This window comes from Lysinibacillus xylanilyticus (assembly GCF_001183605.1).
GTDB classification, from domain to species: domain Bacteria; phylum Bacillota; class Bacilli; order Bacillales_A; family Planococcaceae; genus Lysinibacillus; species Lysinibacillus xylanilyticus.
Genome location: NZ_LFXJ01000008.1, coordinates 100,209 through 117,845, shown reverse-complemented (window position 1 = coordinate 117,845; position 17,637 = coordinate 100,209). Strand labels below are relative to the sequence as shown.

12 protein-coding genes and 1 other annotated feature are annotated in these 17,637 nt (G+C 36.9%); of the genes, 7 read left to right on the top strand and 5 right to left on the bottom strand.

Annotated features, from left to right (window positions below; all coding sequences use genetic code 11):
• Nucleotides 1-173 precede the first annotated feature (173 nt).
• Both ACZ11_RS15715 and ezrA read right to left on the bottom strand, forming a co-directional pair.
• Nucleotides 174-638 carry a GNAT family N-acetyltransferase gene (locus ACZ11_RS15715; RefSeq protein ID WP_049667476.1) on the bottom strand — a complete coding sequence of 155 codons (465 nt, stop codon included), beginning with the start codon at nucleotides 636-638 and terminating at the stop codon, nucleotides 174-176.
• Nucleotides 639-838: 200 nt separating this feature from the next.
• Nucleotides 839-2,542: a septation ring formation regulator EzrA gene (gene ezrA, locus ACZ11_RS15710; protein ID WP_049667475.1), complete on the bottom strand. Its 1,704-nt coding sequence runs from the start codon at nucleotides 2,540-2,542 to the stop codon at nucleotides 839-841.
• 191 nt (nucleotides 2,543-2,733) lie between these two features.
• Here ezrA and hisJ point away from each other — a divergent pair, with 191 nt between their 5' ends.
• Together hisJ and ACZ11_RS15700 are read left to right on the top strand one after the other, a co-directional pair.
• Nucleotides 2,734-3,528: a histidinol-phosphatase HisJ gene (gene hisJ / locus ACZ11_RS15705; protein ID WP_049667474.1), complete on the top strand. Its 795-nt coding sequence runs from the start codon at nucleotides 2,734-2,736 to the stop codon at nucleotides 3,526-3,528.
• A 24-nt stretch (nucleotides 3,529-3,552) separates the two neighbouring features.
• Entirely contained in the window at nucleotides 3,553-4,032 is a 480-nt protein-coding gene (locus ACZ11_RS15700) for a GAF domain-containing protein (RefSeq protein WP_049667473.1), read from the top strand.
• 67 nt (nucleotides 4,033-4,099) lie between these two features.
• On the opposite strand, the gene ACZ11_RS15695 is transcribed toward ACZ11_RS15700, so the two are convergent.
• The gene (locus ACZ11_RS15695) at nucleotides 4,100-6,007 is read right to left on the bottom strand and encodes a sensor domain-containing diguanylate cyclase (RefSeq protein WP_049667472.1); all 1,908 of its coding nucleotides are present in this window, start codon (nucleotides 6,005-6,007) and stop codon (nucleotides 4,100-4,102) included.
• A gap of 459 nt (nucleotides 6,008-6,466) precedes the next feature.
• On the opposite strand from ACZ11_RS15695, the gene rpsD reads away from it, so the two are divergent.
• The 3 genes from rpsD (at nucleotide 6,467) to ACZ11_RS15680 (ending at nucleotide 10,998) form a co-directional block, all read left to right on the top strand.
• Entirely contained in the window at nucleotides 6,467-7,069 is a 603-nt protein-coding gene (gene rpsD / locus ACZ11_RS15690) for a 30S ribosomal protein S4 (RefSeq protein ID WP_049667471.1), read from the top strand.
• A 1,779-nt stretch (nucleotides 7,070-8,848) separates the two neighbouring features.
• On the top strand, nucleotides 8,849-10,054 hold the full coding sequence (locus ACZ11_RS15685; protein ID WP_049667470.1) for an iron-containing alcohol dehydrogenase: 1,206 nt from the start codon (nucleotides 8,849-8,851) through the stop codon (nucleotides 10,052-10,054).
• 134 nt (nucleotides 10,055-10,188) lie between these two features.
• Complete coding sequence (locus tag ACZ11_RS15680) at nucleotides 10,189-10,998, top strand: cobalamin-binding protein (RefSeq protein WP_049667469.1); 810 nt, start codon at nucleotides 10,189-10,191, stop codon at nucleotides 10,996-10,998.
• Between the two features lie 31 nt (nucleotides 10,999-11,029).
• Here the strand turns inward: ACZ11_RS15680 and ACZ11_RS15675 are convergent, their stop codons facing one another.
• Together ACZ11_RS15675 and tyrS are read right to left on the bottom strand one after the other, a co-directional pair.
• Complete coding sequence (locus tag ACZ11_RS15675) at nucleotides 11,030-11,299, bottom strand: hypothetical protein (RefSeq protein ID WP_049667468.1); 270 nt, start codon at nucleotides 11,297-11,299, stop codon at nucleotides 11,030-11,032.
• A gap of 542 nt (nucleotides 11,300-11,841) precedes the next feature.
• Entirely contained in the window at nucleotides 11,842-13,110 is a 1,269-nt protein-coding gene (tyrS, locus tag ACZ11_RS15670; RefSeq protein ID WP_049667467.1) for a tyrosine--tRNA ligase, read from the bottom strand.
• A gap of 83 nt (nucleotides 13,111-13,193) precedes the next feature.
• Nucleotides 13,194-13,397, bottom strand: a binding site (T-box leader).
• Nucleotides 13,398-13,499: 102 nt separating this feature from the next.
• Between tyrS and ACZ11_RS15665 the strand changes: the two genes are divergently transcribed.
• Both ACZ11_RS15665 and ACZ11_RS15660 read left to right on the top strand, forming a co-directional pair.
• The gene (locus ACZ11_RS15665) at nucleotides 13,500-16,616 is read left to right on the top strand and encodes a transglycosylase domain-containing protein (RefSeq protein WP_049667466.1); all 3,117 of its coding nucleotides are present in this window, start codon (nucleotides 13,500-13,502) and stop codon (nucleotides 16,614-16,616) included.
• A gap of 92 nt (nucleotides 16,617-16,708) precedes the next feature.
• On the top strand, nucleotides 16,709-17,590 hold the full coding sequence (locus ACZ11_RS15660; protein ID WP_049667465.1) for an NAD-dependent epimerase/dehydratase family protein: 882 nt from the start codon (nucleotides 16,709-16,711) through the stop codon (nucleotides 17,588-17,590).
• Nucleotides 17,591-17,637 lie beyond the last annotated feature (47 nt).

The window sequence follows — 17,637 nt, the reverse complement described above, 5'->3', positions numbered from 1 at the left end:
ATCCTAATTTAATCACTTATTTGTTTGCTTTAATGTGAAAAACCACCCTTTATAGAGTGGCATCTAAAGACTTGCTATGAACGTTTCTAGCTAAAAATTAAGCAGCATAAAAAATAAGATTTTTGCATTGTTAGGCTCATCCCACAATTTTTCTTAATTGACTAGCCGATTCATTAACCTTTCTTCATTGTTATAAATTCAGTTGATGCTGTAAATTCCATGACTTTTTTAAAGCCTAATTTTTCGTAAAGGTGAATTGCTCTTGTATTAAATGTAGCTACTGTTAAACGAAGAGGACTATGATTTTCTTGCTGTAGCTGATTTAAAATAAATGAAAAAAATTCTGAACCATAACCTTTTCCTGTTAGCTCAGGCTTCATCCCAATCCCAACATCAATGCACTCATCTAAATACGCACCATAATCACGTCCTTTAGGTACTTGTGCAGCTGTTCCTGTACAGTAAAAACCGACTAGCTCTTCTTTATCATTGAAAATTGAATAATATGGATTTTTTAGAAATTCTTTTAGAGATTCATCGCATAGATCATTATTATAAAAATCATACGGTTCCTCATATTTCCAATTCAAAATGTCAGTCGCATAAATTTCATTCATTTCTCGAAAATAAAATTGCATTATGAACACCTCTATTTTCCATCATTTTTAATCAAAAATTGAGATAAGGTACAATGTGAAGCAAGCTTCCCGTTATTTTATGTCCAAGAGCACACGCAAAAGCACGAAAAGTCGTATAAACACCCCAATAAAATGGCTTTTTAATAAAAAAACTGTCTAAAAAGTAATAACTATACCTTTTAGACAGCTGATGTAATTCTTTATTTACTTACTACTGTTTCTTCTGCTACAAGTTCTTGAATTCGCTTTAAAGCACCTGGCTCCATTTCTTCAACTGCCGTTCCAGCCTCTTCTAATGCCTTGGAATAGCGGAATTGATTAAAGGATTTTTCTGCTTCTCTTAAACGAGTATGCAATTTTGGATTTGTTGCACGGTGACGATTACCATACTGAATAATACGTTCAATCAGCATCACATTTTCAATCAATTCATGCGCCTTCGCTTTTACATCCTCTACACAAAGTGTTGCAGCATTTAAATTATTATGAACCGTTCCCATATTGAGTGGTACCTCTTGAAGGCTTTGCATAACTATATAAATATGCTCTGCTGCCTCATCTAGACGGGCATCCATCTCTTCAGGAATACCTGGAATATTAGCCTTATTCAATAGACGATCTGTTTCTTGTAATGTTTTCTTTAGGTTTTCTACTTGCGTGCGAGCCTTGTTTTCATCAATTCGGAGCTTCTTCATCGTATTTGATAAATGACCTTGCTCCTCATGAATATGTTCAAGCTCCTCGTTAATTTCAATCAATTCTTCCTGCAAACTTGAATATGCAGATTTTTCCTCTCTAACACGCATCGCTAATAAGTCATAGCGACGTTGTAAAGCCTCTAATTGCTTTAATGCGGCTTTTGGAATTTCTGCATCTTTTTCATTTAAACGATAGCTTCGCTGCACAAAGGTTGCTTCGTCACTTACTAACTTTGTTGAACTAATAACATTAGTGATTGAGCTTAACAAACGATCACAATTTTGGTCAACATAATTTTTAGCAATAACTTCTTTTTCTAGTAGATCGTAAAGGTGATCAATCTCTTCATTTATTTCAGCTACACGTGGTTTAACAACGGTTAAATTTAGTTCTGCTAATTCATTTTTTAATGTTGCAAATTCTTCATCAAATTTATCGAGCGCCTTAGTTAGTTCTAAATGCTGTAAATAATAAGATTGCTCTTCCATTTCACGCTGGCCACTACGTAATTCCTGTACCGCTCCTGGTAGCTTTACTTGCAATTCAGTCAAAATTGATGGGACATCATTAATATATTCAAATGTCTTCTGTGATTCTTGGTTCAGGCCAATAACAATTTCTCGCGCCTGCAAATAATTCCCTTCACTAGTAAGCACATCGAATTCCTCAAACTTTTGGACAAAAGTCTCCAGCTTTTTCTCCAGAGCCGGTAATGCTACACCAAATGAATGTTGGTGAGCTAACAATGTTTTACGTGCAGAGCGATAGTATTCTTTTAATTGTTCAATTTCAATACGATTTTTTTCTTCGCTGCCAATTAATTCATTTAGTTCTTCTAAGATTTTATCTTTATTTTGTTCACACTTTTGAATGTAATCTTCTATCTCACGTTCAATTAACGTTGCTTTCTTAAAACGAAGTCTATTGATTTGATCCTCTGCATCAAATAAAAGTGAATCAATTTTTGTCATATGTACATCGATGACTTCATCCCAACTATTACGCCATCGTTCAAACATCTCTTCCGTTTCACCATTCATGTTTAAAGATTTAACTTTTGAAATTTCCTCATTTATGGGATTGTTTTGTATTTGTGATTTTTCATTTTCAAGTTTAGCAATGATTGTTGTATGTTTTCGTCGCATCATAAATCCTACTATCGCTAAAATTAATAGTAGGATAACCGGAATGATGATATACTCCATCGTAAGCCTCCTTATTCTACAATAAACGAATTGGCTAGTTGTTTTTATTATATACTATGTTATCGCCTTTTGTACTAAAATTTGAGTGTTTTTTATGTATTTACGCCTTTCAAGAATAACACTTACTTAAGTTTTGAACAATTTGCGCAAATTAAAGTAGTTTATCTAAAAGCTAAAGGAGTGGTAATTTTATGAAATTTGACGGCCATGTTCATAGTCCATATTGTCCACACGGTACTTCTGATTCATTTAAGCAATACATTGAAAAAGCAATCTCTCATAACTTTACAGATATTACCTTTACAGAACATGCACCATTACCATTGAATTTCACTGACCCTACACCACAGCAAGATAGTGGTATGAATCCAGAATTTTTAATGCCCTATTTCGAAGATTTACAGTGCCTTCAAAAGGAGTACGCAAAAGACATTCGCATTCATATCGGACTTGAGGTTGATTATATTCAAGGCTTTGAACAAGACACCCGTAAATTTCTTGATACATATGGACACTTTTTAAATGACTCTATTTTATCAGTCCATTTTTTACAATGGCAAAATATCTTTGAATGCATCGACTTTTCTCCAGAAAGTTTTATGGCTTTTTCAAAAAAAGTGGGCTCTATAGAACAAGTGTATAATCTATATTATGATACCGTCCTACAATCCATTAAAGCAGATTTAGGGCAATACAAACCTAAGCGCATTGGACATCCTTCACTTATTCACAAATTTCAATTAGCACATACGGTGAAAATTGATGATTCTGCGCGGATTCGAGAAGTTTTAGATTTAATGAAGGAAGAAGGTTATGAGCTAGATTTAAATAGCGCTGGTTTAAGTAAAACACATTGTCAGGAACCTTATCCACCTTTTTCCTTTATCGATTATAGTAAATCTATTGGGTTACCAATTGTTTTTGGTTCAGATGCTCATAGTGCTGCTGATTTACATCAACACTATAATGTTATATACCCAAAATAAATAACTTTCAAACGAGGTGCCATTATGTTTACACAAATTAATTATGAAGGGCCAATTGCCGAGCAATATAATACATTAGCAAAACAGTTAGATGCCCTACTTACTGGTGAAAGCGATCGCATTGCTAATTTAAGCAACGCCTCAGCTTTACTAAATCTTTTTCTACCTAACATTAACTGGGTTGGTTTTTATGTATTACAGGGGGAGGAACTTGTATTAGGGCCATTCCAAGGCTTACCTGCCTGCGTCAGAATACCAATTGGACGAGGTGTTTGTGGAACAGCTGTAAAAAAAGAAGAAACAATAGTGGTAAAAGACGTACATGACTTCCCAGGGCATATTGCCTGTGATGCTGCGTCCCAATCCGAAATTGTTATTCCCTTAATAAAAGAAGGACAGGTCATCGGTGTTCTTGATATTGACAGCCCAATCGTAAATCGCTTTTCTAAGGAAGATCAAGAGGGGTTAGAGCTATTCGTAAAAACCTTACTTCTCCATTTATAAAAAAATGCCCTGAAATGATTTATTTTCATTTCAGGGCATTTCAGCGCATAAGGCTGACGTTTTATGTTCAAAAACAACTATTTTCTTTTATTACATTATAATTTTTTTGATCGGATCGATTATGAATACAAAATCGATTTTTACCACTGTTTTTCGCTTCATAAAGTGCTGTATCTGCATGTAGGAAAACAGATTGAAATGCTGGACGGTACTGTTCGTCCCATGTTATGAGACCTGCTGAAATAGTCACCTGAGGATCTGTTGCATTTGGAATTATTGCAACAATTGTTGCTGCTAATTCGATTGCTTCTTTCTCATCAATATTTGGGATATACACAGACATTTCTTCTCCACCCCAGCGTGCACAAATGCCACGACCTCCAATAGTTTCTTTTAACTTTACTGCAATTTGCATAAGAATCTTATCACCAACTTGGTGACCATACGTATCATTAATGTATTTGAAATTATCAATATCAATGAGTAAGAACATCCCTGATTGATCATTTTTAAGCGACTTTTCTACATACTGGTCTAAATAACTTCTTGCATACAATTTCGTTAAATGGTCCAAATCCACCATTTCCTGAAGTTGATTACGTAATATTGAGTTTGCAATTGCTAAAGAAGAGTGATGGATTAATGATTGCATTAATTTAAAGCTATCAAATGAAAAGAAGTAGGGCTCCTTGTGTAACACAATACTAAAGCCATTAATTTTTTCTTCCATTAAAATCGGGATTGCCATAATTGAACGATATTCAATTTGATTAGGGGTTAATCTACTGAAATCGGCAATAAATAGTGGATCGTCAGTATGTTCAAAATGTTGTTCAACATGTTTTATATATGTTTGACACTTTTCTGCATTGAATAATGCTGTACTAGCATCCGTCACTTTAAAAGTGTCATTATGTTTAAAAGCGAAACAAACTTCCATTGGTTGAAAGGATTTCATTAACTGTTTTTGAAGGAAAAGTAACATTTCATTAATGTCAATCCTCATATTTAAACGATGAGATGTTTCATTGATGAGTTGTAAATCACTTACTAGGCGATGTGATTGATGATATAATTTTGCATTTTCTAGCGCATTTCCTGATGTTTGTGCTAGCATTCGTACAAAATCTTTTTCAGTCGTTGAAAAAAGATATGTTGTAGGAGCACTTACTTGTAAAATACCATAAATAGCTTGTCTACCTTTAATAGGGGCGTTTAATAATCGACAATTCATATCGCTTGCAAGCTCCGTCGTCAGCTCTCCTGAGACAAAAGCCTCAATAGTCGCAGGTCTTTCAGATAAGTAATCAAAAAGCTTAATATCGATAGTCGTATGACGGTCTTGATCATTCGATAGGATAAGCTCCACGTTAAACTCTGGGAAATTATCCTTAATATTTTTCAAGACATTTTCTAAAATTAAATCAATATCCATAGTGGAATGAAATAAATCTGTCATATTGTACAATTTTCTATATTGATCTTCATTCACTTTTACTTCAAAATTTTCACTAATTATCTGAAGAACGTTCGTAAGCGTTTCGACAAACCTTTCCCCGTAATCCGAAGTCATAAAGTCTGTCCAAACATCGGTTGCCTCGACAAGTAGCACACCAATTGGATTTTTCCCTTCTGCTTGGAAAAGCACCATATCTGTCATCATCGTATATGCTTCTTTTTCTTTTAATATATAAGGGACTTTTACCAACTTCTGTTGATAGAAGCTAGCTTCAATCATTAACCATGACACAGCATTTAGTTTTGTTTCAATTGTTAAAGTAGCCATCTCTTCAACAGGTATTAAAGAATTACCTTCGAAACCGAGAAATGTCACATTTACAATTCCAAAGTGCTTCTTTAGACACTGTTTCAATGAGTAAAAATACCCATTAAAACCGGCTTGTTCCTTAGAACTTACCCAAATGCTCAAAACATCTGATTTTATATATTTTAGCGTTTGTAAATGGTCTGTCATGAAATCACCTTTTCTATATAACGTCCAAATCAATTACTATTAACTTACAGTATAGTATACATAATTTGTGTCATTTTGACTATGTTATTCTATTCTACTTTTACGTTTTACATTTCACACTGTATCATTAACTATTACTGAATATTTCAATATGTACAGTGAGGAAATTTTTACTATTATACCTTTTTCAAAAATAGTTAGTCTAATAATTGACGTCTATGTAATAAGCAGTTACAATGAAATTTGTGTAAAATAAACGCAGCAGTGGTATGAGCTTATTACTGTATTTTATTCCTCTTTTTTGTTTAGTATAACTAAACAGTTTCTAATAGATGGTGTATTGCGTAACCTAACGGCTGCATAGGCGAAAATACATGAAAATAAAATGCGTATAAGAATGGGTACTACTGGTTTTTGTTTTACAACAAAAAAACCAAATTTAAAGGAGGAGACAACAATATGTCTCGTTATACAGGTCCATCTTGGAAATTATCACGTCGTCTTGGTATTTCACTAAGCGGTACAGGTAAAGAAATCGAAAAACGCCCTTACGCACCAGGTCAACACGGTCCAAACCAACGTAAAAAATTATCAGAATACGGTTTACAACTTCAAGAAAAACAAAAACTTCGTCACATGTACGGCATGAACGAACGTCAATTCCGTACTCTATTCGACCGCGCTGGTAAAATGAAAGGTGTACACGGTGAAAACTTCATGGTTCTTCTTGAAACTCGCCTTGACAACCTAGTTTACCGTTTAGGTTTAGCTCGTACTCGTCGTGGATCTCGTCAATTAGTAAACCACGGCCACATCTTAGTAGATGGCAAACGCGTTGATATCCCTTCATTCAGCGTAAAACCAGGTCAAACGATTTCTCTTCGTGAAAAATCTCAAAACCTTGCTGTAGTAACAGAAGCAATCGAAGTAAACAACTTCGTACCTGACTACTTAACATTTGATGCTGACAAAAAAGAAGGTACATTCACTCGCCTACCAGAGCGTTCTGAATTATCAGCTGAAATCAACGAAGCATTCATCGTAGAGTACTACTCTCGTTAATTTTTTAACGTTAGATTACTTACGGTTCTTAAACCTCGCAACCTTGTGTATACAAGCGTTTGCGAGGTTTTTGTTTTTAATAAGATAATCGGAAATTTACGTTTCTATTGATTTTCGGGGCGCCTGAGGGAGCATTTTTTCACCTTAATCAATTAAAAAATAACATACGAACAGGTGTACACTAACTCAGAATTATTCAAATATCTTCCACGCTTCAAAAAAGATATTCTTCCCTCCCCCCTTCTACCTATAAGATTGAATAAATTAGGAAAATAATACAAATCAACTTTTGTCCCCTTTTAAGCATATTTTGATAAAACCTCATTGGAGAATTATCAAAACTGAGTTGCGCTTATTGCGATTAAATTACAAACAGGCAAAAATGGTGAAAAAAATCAAGTTCAAGTTGAGTATAAAATCGTACGGACATTTATTTATCTGAATTTTATCAATTTTTGTTCAAATGATGACAAAACTTGATTTTATAACATTTATAGTTAATGGTATTTTATTAATATACCCGGTAAAAAGTAAAGAAGGAGGAAATACCATGCTTAAATTTTATTAATATTTTAAATTAGGATACTACTTTCAAGTAGTAAATTACTATTTCGTAGAAAAAGAGCCGAGTAGCAATTACACGGTTAGGGAGTTTTTTTAAAAGTTTTTCGTATTAGAATAATCAGAAAATAAGGTTCACCGTTATTGCATATTTGCTTATTATCGAAAATGAAAGGAGGAAAAACATGACAAAAAACATTCTTATTTTTTCTCTAGGTTTTGTGACGTTCTTCATTTTCTCAATCATTTTCAGATTTTTCTTTTAAAACAAAGGAGGTGGATTGCAATAGGTCTTAAAAGAATTGTTGTAATAATACCTGCCGTTGGAGAAACAATAAATACTTTTCCCTCCCAGTCTCCACTCCAATCAACTTTTAGTGATGAGCCCTGAAAATGCTAAAAAAATAAAAAAGGAACCTTTTGTCTTTACGGAAGTCTAAATGGAAAATATTTAAAATTACAAGGAGGAAATTATGGGGTTTTCTGAACTTACTGTTCTGACCTTAATTTATAGTGGCATGATGATCTTTTTCTTAGTACCTTTTAAAAGGCAGCGAAGCAATTTTTAATCCATTTTTAAAGAAAGCTTACTGCAAATCACTTTTCATAAAAAAGCTTTACTGGCCAGCTTTTTGTTAGTAGCTATTTGGTTCGGTTATGAGCAGGAGATCTATCATTTTAATGCTCACAGTGGTTATCCCCCTATCAATACAGATTCAGAAGCAACTTTCTATTTGTGCACATTAATTGGGTATACAGTCATTCTTTATTTACTTCTCGCATTATGGATTTCCTTAAACATTTTAAAAAGAAAGATAAAATAATTAAATATTCTAATAATTTATGACGTTTTTTTGTACTTTACAATAGTAATCACACAATTTATAAACAACTTAATCACTACTTTTATAATAGAAACAATATATCAGTTTTTTACTATTCATTCCATCTTTAAAATAGAACCGACTCTCCAAAAATATATTTTACTTTCATAAGAAAACAATTTAAAAACGCTTTCATTTAAATAATCTTAGATAATTCAATCTTTCAACAACCTGAAAAAACAGCTAACTTTTTTGTAAAATAATAACATGAATAAAATTTACAATTTTAATAAAAATACGAGTTGAACTTTTACAAGGAATAGAATAACATGAATTTCGAAAGGTGGTTCGCCATCATTCAAGCAATAACAATTTTGTTAAAGGGGTTGGAAATATGTCAGACGTTCTAAAGCAATTTGTAATGCCAAAAACAAACTTATTTGGACCTGGAGCAATTCAAGAAGTTGGTACACGCTTAAATGATTTAGAAGTGAAAAAGACATTAATCGTAACAGATGAGGGCTTACACAAATTAGGTCTCTCTGAACAAATTGCTAACATCATTACAGCTGCTGGAATTGATGTAGCGATTTTCCCGAAAGCAGAACCAAATCCAACAGATCAGAACATTGAAGACGGGATTGCAGTGTATCATGCTGAAAACTGTGATTCAATCGTTTCTCTTGGAGGCGGTAGTGCACACGATGCAGCAAAAGGTATCGGACTTATTGCTTCGAATGGTGGACGCATTCATGATTACGAGGGCGTTGACAAATCACAAAACCCACTGGTTCCATTAATCGCTATTAACACAACTGCTGGTACAGCAAGTGAAATGACTCGCTTCACAATTATTACGGATACAGCTCGTAAAGTGAAGATGGCCATCGTGGACAAACATGTTACTCCACTACTATCGATTAATGACCCTGAGCTAATGATCGGCTTACCTCCTGCTCTAACAGCGGCAACTGGTTTAGATGCTTTAACACATGCAATCGAATCATTTGTGTCGACAAACGCAACACCAATTACTGATGCATGTGCAGAAAAGGTACTTCAGCTAGTTCCTGAATATTTACCACGTGCCTATGCAAACGGTGCAGATTTAGAAGCACGTGAGCAAATGGTTTACGCACAATTTTTAGCGGGCATGGCGTTTAATAATGCATCACTTGGCTATGTGCATGCAATTGCTCATCAATTAGGTGGTTTCTATAATCTACCACATGGCGTATGTAACGCTATTCTATTGCCACATGTTTGCCGCTTCAACTTAACAGCACGTACTGAGCGTTTTGCAAGAATCGCAGAATTGTTAGGCGAAAACGTTGAAGCGTTAAGTAAACGTGATGCTGCTGAGAAAGCAATTGTAGCAATTGAAAATCTTTCTAGAGATTTGAACATTCCAAGTGGCTTCCGCGAATTAGGTGCGAAGGATGAGGATATTGAAATCTTAGCGAAAAACGCAATGTTAGATGTATGTGCTGCAACAAACCCACGTAAAGCAACTTTAGAGGAGATTAAACAAATTATTACGAACGCGATGGGCCCTGTAGCGAAGAAAGAAGAGTCACTTGAAGCTGTCGCACTTTCTTAATAAACAATAAAACAAATTGAACGGCATGTCTTTTACAGGCATGCCGTTTTTGTTGAGTCGAAAATGCGTTCGCTCATTGTATGTAACGCCAACACCCGCTATACTTTTCTTAAAAAAGAATTGGAGATATGAATATGCGTTTAATCTCAATTTGTCCTAGTAATACCGAGCTTGTGGCTTATTTAGGCCTGACTGATCAGCTTGTTGGTGTCGATGATTTTTCGGATTGGCCATTAGCAGTTAAAGACTTACCTCAACTTGGCCCAGATTTATCGATTGATATGGATGCATTAGAGGCGTTGCAGCCTGATCTTGTACTCGCATCCTTAAGTGTCCCTGGCATGGAAAAAAATATTGAAGCTTTACAGGCTAGAAATATTCCCCATATTGTTTTTAATGCTAATTCATTAGAGGAAATCGCACAAGATATCCATACTTTAGGTAAAGCCTGTGGAGTTGAAGGGCGTGCAAAAGAAATTTCTGAGGAATATTTACATTGTATTGATCGTCTTCGTACAGTTGCTCAGTCGATTCCTAAAAAGCCTACCCTCTATTGGGAGTGGTGGCCAAACCCTATCTTTACGCCAGGTAAAATAAATTGGCTAACTGAAATTAGTGCCGTTGCTGGTGGGCAAAATCTGTTTCAAGATGTAGAACTAGCAAGCGTGCAAACTGATTGGGCTGATGTAGTAAGGCGCGACCCAGACTATATTATGATGGCTTGGGTAGGAGTTGCCTTTGAGCGTATTCAACCAGCAAATTTATTAAAACGTGCACATGCGCAGGAGCTACAAGCCGTTAAAATGAAACAGCTTCACGTAATGGAGGAATGGCTTTATTGTCGCCCATCACCTCGCCTCATAGAGGGGGCATTAAAGCTTGCGAACATGCTTCACCCAGAAGAATATAAGAACGAAAAGCTTCCTAGTTTTTTAAATAGCTAAAACGAAACAATATGTCAGTGGCATTGTCGTACTAAATAAAGTGTGGCTGTTCATCAAAGCGAGGGGATGATTTCCGTTCCGGCTGGGCGCTTTGTTGCTGTCGCTTCGCTTTCGCGCAGAGCAGCGCTTCCTGGGGCGTCCGATGAGCCGCTTCGCTACGCTCCAGGGTCTCGGGCCAACAGATGTTTTTTGCGCGAAAGCGCAGTGTTAACGTAGCGGCAGCAGCACCGACGTTGGTCACGAAGGCGTTATCACAGGACGTGATGGTTTTAGCCTTCGTTCCTCTATCGCTAATCCCCAAGGAGTCGCCCAGCCTCCACTCCAATCAACCAATTTATTTAGCGTATATTTTCTGGCATGTTACTTATTTATAGTGATAAAACGCAGCATCAGCGCATGCAAAGCTAAGGTAGCAGCTAAACGTTCACCCATAGGAGAACGCATAAAGATTTCCTTGACCATTTTTCAACCAAAAGAAACATCCCCTCAAATTCCGAGGGGATGTTTGACGTGTGAGTCTGGAATCAATTATGCCTCCTCGGCATAATTGCGTCCGGAATCGGATTTGTGCTTAGGCCTGCTGGATGCAGGTCAGTTAGCCGTTATCGCAAGGAAGCAATGGTTTTAGGCTAACATCCTTTAAGAACTCCATTCCGATTCCGTGACATCCGCCGGAGGCTTTAGGCCAACACGAAGTTGGTCACTCAGTCGTTGCCACAGGACGTGGCGTTCTTAGACTGAGTTCCTCTATTTTAGCAGATGTTTGGACACCCGCTGAAAAGTGACTTAAAACTGCATTCATCTCCCCCCCTTATTGAGGTGGGAGATGAATGCTGAAAGAAATTAAACAAACTTCACCATATGGTATTTTTTCTTGCCGCGACGAACAATACTGAATGCATCTTCTAAACGATCTTTGCCGTCAATTACATATTCTAATTCAGTGACCTTTTCACCGTTCACGCTAATCGCACCATTTGTTACGTCTTCACGAGCTTGACGTTTTGAAGGTGAAATACCCGCTTCTACTAATAAGTCCACGATGTTTTTATCTTCTTTCGCCAATTCAATAGAAGGAACATCTTTAAACGCATCCTTCATTTCATCAGCAGAAAGTGCTTTTAAGTCTCCAGAGAATAAAGCAGCTGTAATGCGGATTGCTTGGTCTAATGCTTCTTGACCATGAATTAAGCGAGTCATTTCTTCAGCTAATGCTTTTTGTGCCTTACGTAAATGTGGTTCCTCTTCTACAGATACTGCTAAAGCTTCAATTTCTTCACGAGAAAGGAATGTGAAGATTTTTAAGTATTTTACAACGTCAGCATCCGCAGCATTAATCCAGAATTGGTAGAACTCGTAAGGAGATGTTTTCTTACTATCTAACCATACTGCACCACCAGCTGTTTTACCAAATTTCGTACCGTCTGCTTTCGTTACTAAAGGAATTGTTATACCAAAAGCTTTCGTTTCTTGCTCATGTGTTTTACGAATCACTTCTAAACCTGTTGTAATATTCCCCCACTGGTCAGAGCCACCTACTTGAATACGACAGTTGTAATGGTTGTATAAATGATTGTAATCAATACCTTGAATTAAAGTGTACGCAAACTCAGTAAATGAAATCCCTGTATCAAGGCGTGATGCAATCGTATCCTTTGCTAACATGTAATTCACGTTAATTAATTTCCCGTAATCACGTAAAAATTCAATCGTATTTATATTGCCGATCCAGTCACGGTTATTCACTAATTGTGCACCATTACCATCTTCTGCAAAGTCAAAAATACGCTCTAATTGACTACGGATACCTTGAACATTTTTATCAATTTGCTCAACTGTTTGTAATTGGCGTTCTTCAGAGCGACCAGATGGATCTCCAATCATACCAGTCGCACCCCCAACTAACAAAATTGGACGGTGGCCCGCTTTTTGGAATCGACGTAGCGTTAAAAGAGGCACAATATGCCCAATATGCATAGAATCCGCAGTTGGATCAACACCACAGTATAAAGATACAGACTGTTCATCTAATAATTTTGTCATACCCTCAGCATCAGTTTGTTGGTATAACAATCCGCGCCATTCTAAGTCTTGTAATAATTCGTTCGTCATTTTTATTCCTCCTAAGTGTTTATTATTTCGTGTAGGGAGAATTATTTTAGAAACAAAAAAGTCCCCACACGCAAAACATTGCATGCAGGGACGTTAATAACTAACGCGGTACCACCCGGCTTGAAGATGTCATCCATCTTCCTCTTCATTCAACCGCCTTTATCGCAGGCGCGCACGTCTAAGCTCCAAGCACGTAATTCGTCTCTACATTATGACCAGCTTTCACCAACCGCTGGCTCTCTAAACAGGGAATATAGACACTACTGCAAGCTCTTCATCACTAGAAAACTATAAGCATTATTCTATACGATTCTTTTTCATTGTCAATAACTATGTTCGACCTAAATCAATATGTGCTATAATAGACAAGATTTTAGGGGGTCGATACATTGAAAGATTGGATTGAGAAAATCAATGCAAAGATCGATGAGTTAATTCAACAAAAATGGATGAAGAAATTACGCATTTCAGGAAGTGTTACCTGGAACTTATTTTTACTATTTTTAGTCTTTGCATTGGTAGGCACTGTATTTGCCAGTTCAGTTGGCGCTGGCTATTTTGCTTCACTTGTTAAAGAAGAGCCACTACGCTCAAAGGAAGAATTACGAAAAGAAATTTTCAACTACGATTCAACAAGTGAAATTTATTTTGCTAACGATATTTATATCGGAAAATTACGTACAGATTTAGACCGCCGAGTAACAACATTAAACGATGTTGCACCTGATGTTGTTAATGCGGTATTAGCGACAGAGGACGAGTATTTCCGTGAACATAACGGAATAGTTCCGAAGGCCGTCATCCGCGGGCTACTTCAAGACGTAACAAACTCTTCCACTCAAACTGGTGGTTCTACACTAACACAGCAACTTGTAAAAAACCAAGTATTAACAAACGAAGTATCTTATGAACGAAAAGCAAAAGAACTTTTACTTGCTATGCGTTTAGAGCACTTTATGTCGAAGGAAGAAATTTTAGAGGCCTATTTAAACATAATTCCTTATGGTCGTAACGCTTCCGGTCGAAACATTGCAGGAGTTGAAACAGCTGCAGAAGGTATTTTCAATGTAAAAGCAAAGGATTTATCGCTTCCTCAAGCAGCGTATATAGCTGGGATTCCTCAATCACCTTTTGCTTACACACCTTTCACAAATACAGGTGTACTCAAAAGTAAAGAAGCTCTTCAACCGGGTATTGATCGTATGAAAACTGTACTTTATCGTATGAAAGACGCAGGTTATATTAACGAAGCTCAATATAAAGAAGCACTCGCTTACGATATCACTGCTGACTTCCGTTCACCAGAGATGCGCGCAGAAGATCGCTACCCATGGCTCACGTATGAGCTTGAAAGTAGAGCAAAAGACATTATTGCAGAAAAACTAGCAGAAGAAGATGGTATTGATCCAGAACGCTTAAAAAATGAGAAAAAATTAAAAGATAAATATACGATCCTAGCAGATCGTGATGTCCGCTCAAAAGGTTACCGTATCTATTCAACTATTAATAAGGATATGTACGATTCGATGCAAAAAGCAGCGGAAAACTTTCAAAATTACGGTCATACTTACACCGTTAAAGACAAAGATCCTGTAACAGGTGAAGAAATTGATGTTGAAATGCCTGTACAGGTTGGTAGTATTTTAATTGAAAATAATACTGGACGTATTTTAAGCTTTGTCGGTGGTCGTGATTTTGAATTAAAAAGTTATAACTATGCTACACAGGCAAAACGCTCAAATGGCTCAACAATGAAGCCTTTACTCGTATATGCACCTGCAATAGAATACGGTGTAATCGGTGCAGGTAGCCCATTAGTCGACGTAAAATTCTCTATCGGTAGTTGGAGTCCAAGCAACTACATTACTAATGATGAACGAGGACTTATACCTGCACGTGAGGCATTAGCTGATTCACAAAACTTATCTGCTTTACGTCTTTATTATGATATCCTTAACAGACGTCCTGCCGATTATTTAGTAAAAATGGGAATCTCAACTTTACAGCCTGATGACTTCACAAACATTGCAGCTGGGATTGGTGGAGTAAAAGATGGTATTACTGTTGAAGAGAACACCAATGCCTATGCAACCTTCGCAAACGGGGGACAATTCATTGACTCTTATATGATTGATAGAATTGAAGACCAAAATGGAAATATCATATATAAACACGAAGTTAAACCTGAACAAGTGTTTAGTCCTGAAACCTCTTATATCGTTACAGATATGTTACGAGATGTGTTAACAAAAGGAACAGGTACAGTTGCAAAAAATTCACTGAAATTCTCAGCTGACTTTGCAGCTAAAACAGGTACTTCACAAAATTATAAAGACGTATGGCTTGTTGGCTATAACCCGAATGTTTCTCTTGGTGTATGGATGGGTTATGATAACAACCAATCTCTGTATACATTTAATAATACGTATCAGCAGCCTAGTGTGCGAATTAACAAGCTTTGGGGAACATTAATGAATTCTGTGTATGATGTCGATCCACAATTAATCGCCCCTAAAACTAGATTTACGCAACCGAAAAACGTTGTCACTGCATCATTCTGTGGTATTTCTGGTTTAGCGCCTTCAGCAGCATGTACTAATGCAGGTCTCGTACGCTCTGATTTGTTTAACGCGAAAGTATTTTTACCTTCTCAGCCTGATGATAGCTTAGCTTCTTCAAGCGTTGTTACGATTAAAGGTAAAACGTATAATGCACTCTCTAACACACCTCCAGAATTTGTAAAACCAGGTGGTGCAGGTATTAATCAAGCATTTATTAATCGAATGTTAGGCAGACTTGGTGGTAACCCAGCCAGCCTATTACCAAAAAATTCGTCATTATCGAATTCATCGGTAGCAGCTGTTGATTTCCCAGCCGATAGCAATGCGCCAGCAGCAGTAACTGCTTCAATTAATGGTAATACATTATCTTGGACAGGATCTTCAAATGACGTAGTCGGTTATCGAATATATAATGTAACAAACGGTGGTAAAACTCTTGTCGGATCTGTGCTTGAATCATCACAAAGTATGACGGTAGCAAGTGGTCAAGCCTATGTTGTTGTCGCTGTAGATATTACAGGTCTAACTTCGTCGCAATCCAATGTCGTTTCTTCTGGCGGTAGTGCGAGTGTAGAACAACCCGAAAAAGACGATCAAGAAAAAGTTCCACCAACTACTCCACCTACTAATGGCAATGACTCGAACCATAATGGAAATGGTTCGGAAAACGGCAATGGCTCTAGTGGTAGTAACGGGAACGGCTCGAATAACGGCAATGGTTCCGGTAATGGCTCAAATAACGGCAATGGTTCTGGTAATACCGGAAACGGTTCGAATAACGGAAGTGGTTCCGGTAATAACGGAAACGGCTCAAATAACGGCAGTGGTTCCGGTAATAACGGAAATGGCTCGAATAACGGCAACGGTTCCGGAAACACCGGGAATGGCTCTAATGGAGGAGACAACGGAAATACAACTCCACCGACTGATCCACCTTCACAATAATAGACAGGCATACTACAATTATTTTTGAATTGTAGTATGCCTGTTTTTTTGTCATTATAAAGAAGACTACTAATTTGAAGGGGTGGAAATAATTGAACATTTTAGTTTTAGGAGGCACTCGTTTTTTTGGTAAAAAGCTTGTTGAACTTTGTCTTCAAAATGGTCATAGTGTAACTATTTTAACACGTGGACAAAGCGAAAATCCTTTTGGTACAAAGGTAAAGCAGCTAATTGCTAATCGAGATGATGCCGATTCGTTGTCACAGGTACTATCAGGTACAACATGGGATATTGTCTATGATAATATTTGCTATTCTCCTAACGAAGCTCATAATATATGTAACATTTTAGAAGGTAAAACGAAAAAGCTCGTTTTTACATCTACTTTATCCACATACGAAATAGACGGCGTTGTCAAAACTGAAGGAGATTTTAATCCATTTGATTATGAAGTTCGGATGGGGAACCGTGAAGATTTTTCATATGGTGAGGGTAAGCGACAAGCAGAGGCGGTACTTTTCAAAGAGGCCACATTCCCTGTCGTCGCTGTACGTTTCCCGATTGTTATGGGTGAGAACGACTATACACGCCGTTTACATTTTCATATTGAACGAATTTTACAGGAACAGCCTATTTCTTTACCAAATATTGAAGCAAAGATGAGCTTTATTACGGATGACGAAGCAGCTGCATTTTTATATTTTGCTGGCATTACACCAATGGAAGGACCTTATAATGCAACAGCTACAGGCGCAATTTCGTTAAAGGATTTACTGGAGCTTATTGAAGAAACAACCGGAAAGCATGCAAAAATTTCTCTGGTAGGTGGCGATGAAATGTCGCAGTCACCATACGGGGTTCCAGCAGATTGGTATATGACAACTACAAAAGCAGAAGCTGCAGGCTTTACATTTAGTCAACTCCACGATTGGCTCCCTACTCTTGTGAAAACATTAGTAAAAGAGCTGCAATAAAGTGAAACTTTAATCGGTGGGGTGTTCTTTACCCCACTGATTATTAG

What these genes read in the sequence shown, in the direction of transcription:
- ACZ11_RS15695 (WP_049667472.1), bottom strand. Translation starts at nt 6,007, where the DNA reads ATGACAGACCATTTACAAACGCTAAAATATATAAAATCAGATGTTTTG.
- ACZ11_RS15715 (WP_049667476.1), bottom strand. Translation starts at nt 638, where the DNA reads ATGCAATTTTATTTTCGAGAAATGAATGAAATTTATGCGACTGACATT.
- rpsD (WP_049667471.1), top strand. Translation starts at nt 6,467, where the DNA reads ATGTCTCGTTATACAGGTCCATCTTGGAAATTATCACGTCGTCTTGGT.
- ezrA (WP_049667475.1), bottom strand. Translation starts at nt 2,542, where the DNA reads ATGGAGTATATCATCATTCCGGTTATCCTACTATTAATTTTAGCGATA.
- ACZ11_RS15700 (WP_049667473.1), top strand. Translation starts at nt 3,553, where the DNA reads ATGTTTACACAAATTAATTATGAAGGGCCAATTGCCGAGCAATATAAT.
- tyrS (WP_049667467.1), bottom strand. Translation starts at nt 13,110, where the DNA reads ATGACGAACGAATTATTACAAGACTTAGAATGGCGCGGATTGTTATAC.
- hisJ (WP_049667474.1), top strand. Translation starts at nt 2,734, where the DNA reads ATGAAATTTGACGGCCATGTTCATAGTCCATATTGTCCACACGGTACT.
- ACZ11_RS15680 (WP_049667469.1), top strand. Translation starts at nt 10,189, where the DNA reads ATGCGTTTAATCTCAATTTGTCCTAGTAATACCGAGCTTGTGGCTTAT.
- ACZ11_RS15685 (WP_049667470.1), top strand. Translation starts at nt 8,849, where the DNA reads ATGTCAGACGTTCTAAAGCAATTTGTAATGCCAAAAACAAACTTATTT.